Raw genomic sequence first — 12,902 nt, forward strand, 5'->3', positions numbered from 1 at the left:
CATCGCCCTCCCGGGTTGAAGGTGCAGGGATTTTTTATTGTCATGATGCCCTCCAAAACCTAACGGCCCAGATACTGCGGTGAGCGTTTCTCGGCAAATGCTGCGCGACCTTCAAGCCGATCCTCGGTATCACGCAATACTCCCCAATACAACTCGGTCAATCGCTGAGCGTCGCGGTCAGACAGGTGAGCGGTCTGGGTCGACAGCGATTGCAGCGCCTGTATCGCCAACGGTGCTGCGGCTGCAATGCGTTCAGCCAGAGCGAAAGCACGCTCTGCAAGTTCTTGCTGGGTACTGACAACTTCCGACACGAGGCCAATCATCGACGCGTGAACGGCATCAATACGCTGTCCAGTCAGCGCCATCTGCATCGCATGGGCCGAAGGGACAGCCCGCAGCAAGCGATGCAACCCGGAAACTGCCGGTATGGAGCCAACTACCGCTTCAGGCAAGCCGAAACTGGCGTTGCCCGATGCAATACGCAGGCTGCATTGCAATGCCAGCTCCAACCCACCACCGAGGCAATGGCCGTTTACGGCAGCGATCAGTGGCTTTCGGAGATCGAGGTCAGTCAGATCCATCAGCCGGATGTAGAGGCCAGCATCGGCCGCTGCCTCGTTCTCCAAAAACAGGGCTTCGGCGTACGACGCTGACGATTCGCGTGTGCTCTTCAGATCAGCACCGACGCAGAAAGCCCGGTCACCGCTGCCGGTGATAATCGCAGTTCGAATTTCGCGGCGGTCGCGCACCTCTGCCAGGTGCGCACGCAGTTCGCGCAAGGCGTCCAGGTTCAGTGCGTTCAACGCTTCGGGGCGATCCAGCGTAATTTTCGCTACCGCACCATGCAGTTCCAAAGTTACAGGCATGGAAACCTCCTTCAGACGCTGGCCGAAGACAGGCTTCGTCCACCGCAGACGTACAAGGTTTGACCGGTAATGTAGCTACTTGCCGGGTCGAGGAAGAATTCCACCGCGTTGGCGATATCGTCCGGAGTACCGATACGCTTGACCGGGACGGTATCCTTCAGCCGCGCTTGAACCGCCTCGTCAAAGCTCTGGAACAGGGGCGTATCAACGATCCCCGGAGCAATGGTGTTGACCGTGATGCCCTTGGCCGCGAACTCGATCGCCAGGCTACGGGTCAGACTAACCACACCGCCTTTGGCGGCTGAATAGTTAGCCTGGCCGAAACCACCCAGCCACGCACGCGAGGACAAGTTGACGATTCGGCCGAAGCTGCGATCCAGCATCAATGGCAATGCAGCTTTGCAACAAAGGAACTGCGCGCGCAGGTTGGTGTTCACCACCAGATCCCAGTCTTCCTCAGTCATTTTCAGGAAGCGTTTATCGCGCACTACTCCAGCATTGTTCACTAGGAAGTCCAGGGCACCATGGGTTTTGCCGATTTGCGCGAAAGCACGGTCTACTGCGACGGCCTCGGTCAGATCCAGGGCAATGCCATATACGCGCAGGCCTTCAGCAGTGAGGCGCTCGACAGCTTCATTCAGCACCTGCTCATCGCGATCCAGCAGGTAGGTGGTGACGCCCGACTCTGCCAGACGTTGAGCAATACGCAAGCCGATGCCACGAGCAGCGCCAGTAACAGCTGCCACTTGGCCGCTATGAAAACGTTGTGCCGACATATCACACCCCCAGTACGTGCACGGACGACGCCGCATGGTCAACCCCGGCAATCCCACCGCCGGTGCATTGCGCTACGCCAATACGTGGAGCATTGGCCTGGCGTTTTCCGGCGCGGCCTTGCAATTGCCACATCAGTTCGACCATTTGCGCTACACCCGTTGCACCCAGTGGATGGCCCTTGGCGAGCAAGCCGCCGCTTGGGTTGACCGGTACACGCCCACCGATTTGGGTAGCGCCGGATTTAAGCAGGGCTACGGCTTCTCCGTGCGGTGCCAGACCGAGGGCTTCGTAGTACAGCAACTCAGCGATGGTGAAGGCGTCATGCAGTTCGACTACACCGATATCGCGCGGATCGATGCCAGCCTGCTCGTAAGCTTGGCGAGCAGCACGTGCAGTAATTTCCGCATCCAGGATGTCGTCACGCGCACCTTCTACCAGACCGGAAACGACGGTGGAGCCAAGGACACACACATCTTTGGCGTGAGGGCCAGCACGTTTGCTCAGCACAAGTGCAGCGGCGCCGTCTACTTGCGATGGGCAGCACTGCAGCAGCGTCAGTGGATCCGCAATCATGCGCGAAGCCAGTACTTCTTCCAGGGTCACGGTAGTTTGTTGCTGCGCATACTCATTCAGCGAGCCGTGGTAACGGTTCTTCACAGCAATCGCAGCGAGATCAGCTGGCTGTGCATCACGCTCGTGAAGGAAACGAGTGGCGCGCATTGCGTACACTGCTGGCAGTACCATGCCGGCTTGGGCGAACAAGTCGGTTTTCTCATCATTGCGCTGCATTGGAATGGTGCCGCCGCCCAGTTGGGTCAGCTGCTCGATACCAAAGACCAGAACAGTGTCGTACTGCTCAGCGACCAGTGCGTGGCGCGCCAGGTGTACGGCGGTGGCGCCACTGGCGCAAGCATTCTCAATGTTGTAAACCGGGATCCCTGCCAGACCGAGGTCACGTAAGATCACTTGACCCAGAATCATTCCACCCAGAACGTTGGCGCAATAGATCGCCTGAACATCCTTGAGCTCAATACCGGCATCGGCTACGGCAGCCAGAATCGCCTGCTGAGCGAGCTCCGGGGCTTTCACCCCTGGGTGCTTACCAAAGCGGGTCATCGCCCCGCCCATAACGTGCATGGCTGTCATTGCGCATCCTCCACCAATTCAAACACATAGCCAAAGGTTTCGTCCGGCAACACCCGGCAAACATCGCCGATCTCAGGGCGTCGTGGGCCGTTCACACGACCGAACAACCGCACTGGGCCAGGCATGTCCACATAACCAAGGGCAAACGGCTGCAGCCCGCTCTTGGGGCTTGGATTGATGATGGTGTAGCTGTAAATCCAACCTTCGTTGGCCAGGACGACCGCGTCGTACTGTTCAGCCAGCGGCGAGTGGGCAGAGACAGGCGGGAAAACCAGATCACCCGATACACGATGACGGGATGCGAGCAACCTCGAGGGTGCCTGGCTGCTCCAAAGGGATGTATTCATTGTTCGACCTCCAGTAACAGATGCCGCGATCGCGGCGCCGTGGAGGCCATGTTCAACAGTCCGGGGAAGCCCGACAAACGATATAAAGACGCCTTTGGTTTGAGAAAAATTCAAACCGCATGTCGCAACGAGACCCGCACCAAACGAACCCGCACCACCACTTCAAAAACTTCATGTTAGGAGCTCTGTGTTAATCCCCTACCAGGTGCCCGCCAATGCCAGGGCGGCGGGCACCCAGTCGTCTTTCTCAAGCCTTTTTCAGAGCTGCCGGATCAATCGGTAAGGTGCGCAGCCGTTTGCCAGTAGCGGCATAAATTGCATTTACCACAGCCGGCGCGATGGTCACCGTCGACACTTCTCCCAAACCACCAGGAGACTCATCACTCTCAACTCGCCATGTTTCGATTTGTGGCGTTTCATTGATGCGCAAGACACGGTAGGTGTCGAAATTACCTTGCTCGACCCTTCCATCCTTAAACGTGATGTTGCCAAACAGTACAGCGCTCAAGCCGAAAATCGTCCCGCCCTGCACCTGTGCCACAACGCTGTCAGGGTTGATCGCAATGCCACAATCCACCACGGTAAAGACCTTGTGCACGCGTACCTCACCACTGGGACTGACGCTGACCTCCGCTACCTGGGCGGCGTAGGTACTGAAGCACGAGGTCAGGGCGAGACCACGGCCATGTCCAGGGGCGACAGGCGTATCCCACCCAGACTTTTCCCTCAGCATCTGCAGCACCTTGACTGCCCGTGGATGCTTCTCAAGAAGGGGATAGCGATACTCAAACGGGTCAGAGCCGCTGAGCTGTATTAACTCATCAAGCAGTCCCTCAACCATGAATGCGTTTTGAGTGTGCCCTACCCCACGCCAGAACGCCGGCGTAATGCCCTTAGGTGGTTCGTGGCGAACGTAGTGCACGCTCAGCGCGGGGAATGCGTAAGGGCCGCTGGCATCACGAATGGCGTCGCGGTCAATACCATCGGTAAATGCAGCCGGTAACCAGCGCGCAAGTATCGAGCCGCCAGTCACCTTGTGCGTCCAGGCAATCGGTTTTCCCTTGTCGTCCAAGCCTGCACTGAGGTGGTTGTAGTGGAACGGTCGTAGGGTGCTATGACGCGTGTCCTCCTCTCGAGACCAAATGACTTTCAAGGGATAATCAACCTGGCGAGCGAGCTTCACTGCATCCTCGACGAAATCGACCTCCAGTCGTCTGCCAAAGCCTCCACCGATAAGGTGGTTGTGCACCTGTACCGACTCTTCCGGCAGCCCGGTGATTTTCGCGGCTACGGCCTTAGCCCTCGCCGGTACCTGAATCCCTAGCCACAGGTCACAGCCATCCTTGCGGACATGCACGGTACAGTTGACAGGCTCAAGGCACGCATGAGCCAGGAACGGTATTTGATAGATCGCCTCGATTTTTTTTGCTGATTTGGCAAGCGCCTCTTTGACGTTACCTTCGTTTTGCACTTCAAGTCCTGGCTCCATTGACGCTGCCATGATGTTCTTGAGCATCGACTCACTCGAGACGTTGGCATTCTCACCGCCATTCCATTTGACCTGCAGCATCGCCAAGGCCTTACGCGCAGCCCCCATATGGTCGGCAACTACTGCCACTGAATTATCGGTGCGCAACACCTGGCGAACACCCTTCACCGCCATCGCCGGTGCAGGGTCAACAGAGTCCAGAGTTCCTCCTACGATGGGGCACAGCATCACCGCTGCTACCTTCACACCTTCCGGGCGAGCATCGATGCCGAAGACAGCTTTACCGTTGACCTTGTCAGGCGTGTCGGTACGCTTAGCGGGTGTCCCAATCAGCTTGAACTCCCGCGGATCCTTCAGCGCGACAGTCTCTGGCATTGGCAGTTGCGCCGCTGCATCTGCCAACTCTCCATATCCGGCGCGCTTCCCGCTCTCTGGATGCGAGACGACGCCCTTGTCAGCCTTACAACTGCTGGCTGGAACGCCCCATTGATTCGCCGCAGCGGTGATGAGTAGAGCCCGCGCAATCGCGCCTGCTTCGCGGAGCGGCTTCCAGTTTGCAGGTACCGATGTGGAACCGCCCGTTACCTGGAACCCCAGCATCGGGTTGGCGTAGCGCTTATCGTCAGCGGGCGCATGCTCTATCACAACCTGATCGAGACCGACCTCGAGCTCTTCAGCGATCAGCGCCGGCATGGAGGTGTAGGTACCCTGCCCCATTTCGACCGGTTGAATAGTCAGGAAAACCCGTCCCTCGCGATCAACTCGAATATAGGCATTAGGAGAGAATTCTGCGCCCTGCGCGAACGCGCCCCGCATTGAAATTGGCAGTGAGAAACTGATCAACAAGCCACCGCCGAGGGCAGCGCCTGCCATGATGAAGCTGCGCCGACTAAGCCCAACAGATTTCTGTGAAGGGTCTTGTGGCGACAAAGAGGCGGGCGTGTTCATGAGCGCTGCTCCGTTGTGCTCTGTCCAGACTGACCAGACGCAACCTTGATCGCCTCACGAATTCGCACGTAGGTACCACAGCGGCAAATATTCCCCGCCATCGCACCATCAATGGTCTGGTCGTCCGGCTTTGGGTTGCTGGTCAGCAATGCAGTGGCAGACATGATCTGCCCTGACTGGCAGTACCCACATTGAACCACTTCTTGAGCCAGCCAGGCCGCCTGTACGCGCTTCCCGACCTCGGTCGCACCTACCCCCTCAATTGTGGTGATCTGTGCTGATACCAAGGCGCTGACAGGCATCATGCATGAGCGTATGGCTGTGCCGTTCATATGGACGGTGCAGGCCCCACAGAGCGCCATCCCACACCCGAACTTGGTACCTGTCATTCCAAGAACATCGCGCAACACCCACAACAGCGGCGTGTCGGGGTCGACGTCCACTTCATGAGCGATACCATTGATGTTGAGAGTTTGGCTCATGCGACCTCCTGACCCATTCAGTAGTGAACCATCTGTGCGGGAGGGCGACCGAGATAACATCCTTTAAGCCGCACCAAAGCCTCCGGGCAATTCTCCCCTCCCAAGCGTAGAGAGTTTGCTCTTCAGAATTGGCGCGTTTTACTGCATAGCCCTTGAAGGAAAACTGAAAACTGACGAAGTGGACAAGGCGTCCGGCACCAAAGGTAACTAGTCGGTTAGTTCCCTATGGCATCGCTTCGACGCAAATGATCAATGAGTAGGCGTAGTCGCTTGGAGATGCTTCTCCGGTCAGGGAAGTACAACATATAAGGTGAAGCTGGCAGGCTCCAGTCGGCTAATACACGTGCCAACTTCCCTTCTTGCAGTAGCGCGTCCAAATGACCGTCAGCCATGTAGGCAATGCCAAAACCGTCCACCGCAGCTTGTGTCAAGGCAACGGGATTACTGTAAATCAAGCGGCTTTTGACCCTTACTTGAATGGTTTCCTGGCCATTGTCGAATGCCCAACGCTCTAGGGCGCCGCTTTCAGATTGGCGATAGCCAATGCATTCATGACGATGCAGGTCATCCGGGTGATCTGGCGCAGGTCGACGAGATAGGTAAGCTGGTGACGCAAAGGCCCCCATCCTCAGGGAGGAACCGACGCTCACGGCGACAAGATCCCGTTCGACTTGGGTGTGCAAACCAAAGCCAGCGTCAAAACCCTCCAGAACCAAATCGATCCTGGATTCATGCAAAATGACCTCAACCTCAATGGCAGGATACTGCTCAAGAAAGCTGCCAAGTGCAGGTCGCAGGATGGTCATGTAAGCCGATGTTGTCGCGACCAAACGCAGTTCTCCGGAAGGCACGCTGGCGCTGTCTGCAATATCTTGTGACGCTTTTACTAGCTCCTCCACCAAGGGCTCGATCTGCTTGAGAAAGCGTCCCCCCGCCTCGGTCAATCTGACACTACGGGTCGTGCGTTTGAACAACACCACCCCAAGCCTGTGCTCGAGGCCTCTCACCACTTGGCTGACAGCCGACGGCGATACACCCAATTGGTGTGAAGCCGAAGTGAAACTCCGCTGCCGCGCTACCTGTACAAAGGTCACCAGACCATCAAGTTGATCTTGGCGCATAACCGCTCTCCGAACGCCTTGCTGGCGACTGCAGCTCAACTTAGGAACCAAGAAGGCTTTTGATTGCAAAGATCCGTCTGGAGCACCTGCCCGACAAGCGAAGAAAATGGACGACTGACCTTAGAAATACTCAACCCAGTGACTTCACAGATGAGGTGGCTTCGGCGCGCCCAATAAGATAAAGGCCGCCCAGAGGCGGCCTTTACTCAGGCAACGGTATGCCTGTTGAGGTAGAAGGACGTCGACGTGCTCTGACGCCCCCAAGTAACACTGAGTGGGCCGAGCTGGCCGCGCACTTACCGTGGTAAAATCATCACCACAACGCCACGGTGTAGGTCAGAATCAGGCGGTTCTCGTCGATGTCGCTGGTGAAATTACTTCGCATACTGGCGTTCTTCCAGCGTATACCAAGGTTCTTCAGGGGGCCGCTCTGAATCACATAGCCCAACTCGCTGTCTCGCTCCCATTCCTTACCTGCCCCACTCCTGCCCCGCACTACGACGTCATCGCCCGAGATGTAGCGCGTCATGAACGTCAACCCTGGGATACCCAGGGCTGCGAAGTTGTAGTCATAGCGGGCCTGCCACGACTTCTCGTCCTGATTGCCAAAGTCGTTGATCTGTACCAGGTTGACCAGATACGCGTCAGTACCGTTGATATTGGCGAAGCCGGTGTCACCATCCATTCGCTGGTATCCAAGACCGAATGCATGGCCTCCCAGGCTGTAGGTGAACATTGCCTGCAGTGCTCGGTTATCGACGTTGCTTTCACCATCGTCGACACTGCGTGCAAAGCGTACATCCGACTTCAATGCCTGACCTTTCGTTACGTTCCACACATGGTTTAGGGTCAGGTAGTGCTGCTTGTAGATGTCCTCCAGTCCACCGTAGTAGTAGCTGGTGCTCAGGTCGGGTGACCACTTGTAGGTGGCACCACCGAAGTTAAATTTCTCGCTGTCCAGATGCCGTCCGAGTCGAATGTTGCGTGACACCCCGTTGTAGACAGCCATCGCCTCGTAATCAGAAGAGTTGCGCAGGTTTACTCGGTCAAGCCTCCCCAGATCCACAGACAGATTGTCGATCTCCGTACTGTTCAACCAGCCGCCCCGAAATGTCTGTGGCAACAGTCGACTGTCATTGGAGAATGCCACCGGCAATTTCGGGATCAATGTACCGACCTTCAAGGTGTTGTCGGACACCTTAATTTTTCCTGTCACGCCTACTTCACCGTACTCGTCCTGTGCCCGGTGCGGCGCCTCTCGGTCAGATTTGAGTAGCCCAGTGCCCGTGCGATCAGGGCTGGAGTCTAGCTTGATGCCCAACAAGCCTATGGCATCGACACCGACTCCTACTGGCCCTCGCGTGTACCCCGACTCATAGCGCAAGATCAGGCCTTGTGCCCATTCTTCAGTCTTGTTTTGCGCTGCGCCTACTTGCCTAAAGTCGCGGTTGAAGTAGTAGTTCCGGGTTTCCAGGCTGGCCTTGCTGTCACCGATAAAGTCTGCGCTGGCGCTGAGCGGAGCCCCCGCTACCATGCTGCAGATTAGGAGTGACCAGGCGTGTGGAGCAGGATGACGAGTTTTAAAAACCGGGAGATGCGGGCACGAGGATTCGTTGATCTGGTCGATCGAATGGGACAATTTCATGAGGAGCTCTCTTATTCTTGTTGTGTCCGGAGCGATTACCGGATCGCAGTGTGCGGAGCTGATCGTAGAAACCGGCCAAACCCAGTGACAATCGATTAAAAGGGTCGTCACGGCTGAGTTTTTATCAATGCGACCCTACGGCGAACGCCTACTGAGGGTCGCCACCGGTATCAGAGCACGAAATCCAAAGTCCTTAGGCAGGCGTTACCCCCTATTGCTGTGACGCAATACAGGTACTAGAAGCAGGTCATTTCCAGCGTCTTCGTTCAGTCAGGAGTGTGGCGGCCCGCATGAGTAATCTGGATCGCCAACAGCAGGCCTGCCGAGAGAATCACCAGGCCGACCATCTGCCAAAGCGTCGGAATTTCCTTGGTGAGAGGGATGCCAATCAAAATGGCTATCGCTGGAGCAAATGCTGGAAACAACGAGGCTCGCGCAGCGCCTAAGTATTCGACCGTCCGAGAGAACGTGAACAACGCCACCACACCCGACAAGACACCTAGTACGAACGCTTGCTGGATCAGCATTGAGGTATCGACCCGCATCAGGTTGAAAAGCCCATGTGTGGCTAGATAAAACGGCGAGTAGATCAACCCCGAAAGCACCGAAACCACTGCTGTAGCAGCCATGGGGGCAATCCTCCAACGCAGTTGAAGCACGGTAAATAACGCCCACATGCTGCCCGCCGTTGCGAACAGCAAATCCCCCTTCCACGCGTCTGAGCTGCCATCTAACAATGCGGGCCCTGCGGTCACGGCAAGACCTGTGATGATGATCGCCACCCCCGCTAGACGTCGCTTCGAAGTTCGCTCGCGGGTGATGATCACCGACAAGGCGATCCCCATCAGCGTCAACGTCCCAAGCTGGATCACTGCACTATGCGCAAGCGGCGCATAGTTAAATCCAGACGCTCCGACCAGCACAAACGGCGGGCCTGCAAGTAGCGCAAGGACTGAGCCCTTAACCCAGCCAATGCCGGCAAGCTGCAAGGGCTGATGTCGACAAATCCATGGCAACATGATGATGCCTGCCGTCGAATAGCGGAGAAAGGATAGGTCTTCAGCTGTCAGGCCAGCCGATATGCCTTGCCGCGTTACGGCCAGGTAGCCGCCCCAAATCACGGCAGCGAACATCCCGAAAGCAAGCCCATAGCGCTCACGCCTGGCCTGCGATGAGTGCGCCACCACGTCAGCTTTCATGTTCCCCTCAATGACGCTGAGCGCCGGGAAGTTGTCTTGCACTGGTGCTTCCCTCACGGGCCGACGGGCGCCGGGGGATCCCAGTGGGTCTCAATCGGATTTCGGGAAATCTGTCGACACTGACACATGCCGCCAGCGGGCCAGGATGTCTGCAACTGCAGCATTTTTGGTTTCAATTGCAGAAACAGTATCGCTGCCCAAGGGCAAGCGAACTGGAGGATTGGGGGCGTCAGAGAATTCCACAATCACCTGTGCGAGGCGATCTGGATCACCCGGCTGTATGTGGTTCATATTAGCGACGCGGTTGCGAACAGCCCCGACAGTACTGGCGTAGTCTTCGATGTGCGCACGGCTCATTGCGAGCGATATCGAGTCGAGGAAGTCAGTTCTGAAATATCCAGGCTCGATCACGGTTGCATGGATACCCAACGGAGCCAGCTCTTGGTACAGCGCTTCCGTCAGCCCTTCCACTGCAAACTTCGAGGCGCAGTAGACACCGAAACCGGCTCCACCTCGATACCCTCCAACCGACGAAATGTTCAGAATGCGCCCGGAGCGCTGAGCGCGCATGTACGGCAACACTGCTTGGGTGACCCAAAGTACGCCGAACACATTGGTTCTAAAAAGTCGTTCCACCTCATCTGTCGTTGCCTCCTCCACGGCACCGACCAGCCCAAACCCGGCGTTGTTCACCAGGACATCAATGCGACCAAACCTGTGAACAGCATGCTCTGCCGCCGCTCGTGCCTGAGCTTCGTCCGTGACATCTAGCGGGAGTGGCAGCAAATTCGGGCGAATGCCTAGCCGTTTGATCAAGGCCGCCGTGTTACGCGCGGTGGCAACGACATTCTCACCCTTCTCAAGTGCGAGTTCAGCGACCCTGGCTCCAAAGCCGCGGGACGCTCCGGTGATAAACCAAGTTTTCATCGTCTTCCCCTTGAAGGCGTTTTTCATGCCGATTGGAAAGCTCGGAGCCTTGGGCTATGGGGTTGGTTGAACCCGACTCCACAATTCATTGAATGCTACGGAATCAAAGAAGGCTGTCGACTTCACAATTTTTCCCTCGCGCATGTCGAGGAACCAGGCATAGGTGTTGGAGTAAGGTTTCCCGTCTTTGGCAGTACCGCTTGCATCAAAGAGGACAATCACTGTCCCTTTGTCTTCGTAAATCCGGGTGATTTTTGGTTTGAGGCGTTCGCTCATCCGCGCATTGAAGGGGCGAATGACTTCGCTCATGAATGCTTCCCGATTTTTGTAAGTTTTCGACGCGCGGGAGTTGCCAGTGATCGTCCAGGTAGCATCATCCGCAAGCAAGTCATAGGGCCCACCAGTGCCAGCAGCCCATGCATTGAAGGCTTGTTGAATCAGGGCCGTATTGTTTGACTTGTCCATCCCGGACTGCTGCGCCTGCACCACGTTGATCGAGTTCACGAACAACAGACCAAACGCAGCCCAGGCAACAACCAGAAGCTCCCTTCGAAAGGAACACGTCATGGTTTTCATCACTCAGTCCTCGTCGTGTCATTCTGTTAATCACACTCAGACGCTGCCCAGCACGTCGCTCGGCAGCGTCCGATGTCATCGCCTCACTTGTACGTCAGGACGGCCCTGCCCACGAAGTCAGAATCTCGCAGTCGATCCAGGCAGTCGTTTACATCTTCGAACTTCACGATGTTGATTTGGTGTTTGATCTGGCCCTTCTTGGCAAGCTCTATCACCTCGCTGAGATCAACGTAGTTACCCCAGAATGAGCCGTAGTAGGTGTACTCGCGTGCCACGAGCGGAAACAGCGGAATGTCGATGCGATTGCCAACTAGCCCCACTGAACAATACGCCCCGCTGGTAGCGAGCATGCCTGTGCCAAGGCGAATACTTTCCTCTGCCCCAGAGCAGTCGATGACGGCATTGAACTCTCCCCGCCCAGTCTCCCGTATCAGATCTTTGCGAACCTGCTCCAAGCTTTTCCCTTTGACATTGATAGTCACATCGGCGCCAAACTCCTTGGCGATCGCCAATTTCTCATCGCTGCGTGCTAAGGCCACCACAACGGAGCCACCAGACAGCAGTTTTGCGTACTGAACCGCGTACATTCCAAGGCCCCCGAGGCCGTTAACCGCAAGGATGCTGTTGGGGCCCAACACCCCAGCCTGCTGTAGTTTCTTAATGCCACGGTACGGCGTCAGACCGGCATCGGTCAGCGGCGCCAACTCCTCCGGCTTTAGGTTGCTCTCACTGCCCAGTCGGATCAGCCACTGATAGGGCACCGGAACATATTCGCCATAACCGCCATACAGACCGAACCCTGGCCAGCGTCCATTACCGCAGATCTGGTGGTTACCTACACGGCACTGGTCGCATTCTCCGCAGCCCCAACCACCGACCACCACGACCTGGTCACCTTTAGCAAGGCCGGAAGCTGCAGGCACACTAGTACCTACGGCTGCAATGGAGCCCGCAATTTCATGACCTGGGGTCGCTGGGAAAGGGAGATTCAGCGCTGTGAAATAGCCATCGACCAATTGAAAGTCTGTTCTGCACATCCCTGCTGCTTCGACACGAACAAGTACTTCTGTTGGAAGGATATCCGGTACGTCAACTTCCTCGATGACAAGCGGTTGTTTGTAGCCGTGCATTCGGGCTGCGCGCATTTTCATAACCAATCTCCACCGTCTGTAGGCAAGCGGGTGCACATGGTGGTGGGGTGATAGGCGAACAGAACAAGGTAGCCTCATGGACTCCCTGTACCCACTGCAAATGCACGTGAGCTTGAAGGTCTAGCACAGTACATTTTGTCCGGCCAAACGATCGAAATGTGATCTGAATCGCTAGATAACACGTGAAAATAATTGAAATTATTCAACAAAACGCCCCAGCGCCGTTGA

Annotated in this window: 12 protein-coding genes; all 12 read right to left on the reverse strand. The window is 56.5% G+C overall.

Annotated features, from left to right (window positions below; translation table 11 throughout):
- Nucleotides 1–59: 59 nt before the first annotated feature.
- Entirely contained in the window at nt 60–866 is an 807-nt protein-coding gene (locus ACIPZ8_RS23905) for an enoyl-CoA hydratase/isomerase family protein (RefSeq protein WP_400728424.1), read from the reverse strand.
- An 11-nt stretch (nt 867–877) separates the two neighbouring features.
- Nucleotides 878–1,642, reverse strand: coding sequence for an SDR family NAD(P)-dependent oxidoreductase (locus ACIPZ8_RS23910; RefSeq protein ID WP_400728427.1), 765 nt, complete (start codon nt 1,640–1,642; stop codon nt 878–880).
- Nucleotide 1,643: 1 nt separating this feature from the next.
- Entirely contained in the window at nt 1,644–2,789 is a 1,146-nt protein-coding gene (locus ACIPZ8_RS23915) for a thiolase family protein (protein ID WP_400728430.1), read from the reverse strand.
- Nucleotides 2,786–3,136, reverse strand: a complete 351-nt coding sequence (locus ACIPZ8_RS23920) for a Zn-ribbon domain-containing OB-fold protein (RefSeq protein WP_400728433.1) — start codon at nt 3,134–3,136, stop codon at nt 2,786–2,788. The genes ACIPZ8_RS23915 and ACIPZ8_RS23920 overlap by 4 nt, the downstream gene beginning before the upstream one ends.
- A gap of 247 nt (nt 3,137–3,383) precedes the next feature.
- The gene (locus tag ACIPZ8_RS23925; RefSeq protein ID WP_400728435.1) at nt 3,384–5,573 is read right to left on the reverse strand and encodes a molybdopterin cofactor-binding domain-containing protein; all 2,190 of its coding nucleotides are present in this window, start codon (nt 5,571–5,573) and stop codon (nt 3,384–3,386) included.
- Nucleotides 5,570–6,055 carry a (2Fe-2S)-binding protein gene (locus ACIPZ8_RS23930; protein ID WP_400728437.1) on the reverse strand — a complete coding sequence of 162 codons (486 nt, stop codon included), beginning with the start codon at nt 6,053–6,055 and terminating at the stop codon, nt 5,570–5,572. The genes ACIPZ8_RS23925 and ACIPZ8_RS23930 overlap by 4 nt, the downstream gene beginning before the upstream one ends.
- A gap of 215 nt (nt 6,056–6,270) precedes the next feature.
- Nucleotides 6,271–7,176, reverse strand: a complete 906-nt coding sequence (locus ACIPZ8_RS23935; protein ID WP_400728439.1) for a LysR substrate-binding domain-containing protein — start codon at nt 7,174–7,176, stop codon at nt 6,271–6,273.
- A 313-nt stretch (nt 7,177–7,489) separates the two neighbouring features.
- Complete coding sequence (locus ACIPZ8_RS23940; RefSeq protein ID WP_400728507.1) at nt 7,490–8,710, reverse strand: OprD family porin; 1,221 nt, start codon at nt 8,708–8,710, stop codon at nt 7,490–7,492.
- A gap of 377 nt (nt 8,711–9,087) precedes the next feature.
- A complete protein-coding gene (locus ACIPZ8_RS23945; RefSeq protein ID WP_400728441.1) occupies nt 9,088–10,062 on the reverse strand; it encodes a DMT family transporter in 975 nt (324 codons plus the stop codon).
- Nucleotides 10,063–10,110: 48 nt separating this feature from the next.
- Entirely contained in the window at nt 10,111–10,947 is an 837-nt protein-coding gene (locus ACIPZ8_RS23950) for an oxidoreductase (RefSeq protein WP_400728510.1), read from the reverse strand.
- 54 nt (nt 10,948–11,001) lie between these two features.
- Nucleotides 11,002–11,523 (reverse strand): nuclear transport factor 2 family protein, encoded by a 522-nt coding sequence (locus ACIPZ8_RS23955; protein WP_400728444.1) that lies wholly within the window; start codon nt 11,521–11,523, stop codon nt 11,002–11,004.
- An 83-nt stretch (nt 11,524–11,606) separates the two neighbouring features.
- Nucleotides 11,607–12,674 carry an NAD(P)-dependent alcohol dehydrogenase gene (locus ACIPZ8_RS23960; RefSeq protein ID WP_400728447.1) on the reverse strand — a complete coding sequence of 356 codons (1,068 nt, stop codon included), beginning with the start codon at nt 12,672–12,674 and terminating at the stop codon, nt 11,607–11,609.
- Between the last annotated feature and the right edge of the window lie 228 nt (nt 12,675–12,902).

It is taken from the genome of Pseudomonas sp. NPDC089422, assembly GCF_044749405.1.
Taxonomy (GTDB): Bacteria; Pseudomonadota; Gammaproteobacteria; order Pseudomonadales; family Pseudomonadaceae; genus Aquipseudomonas.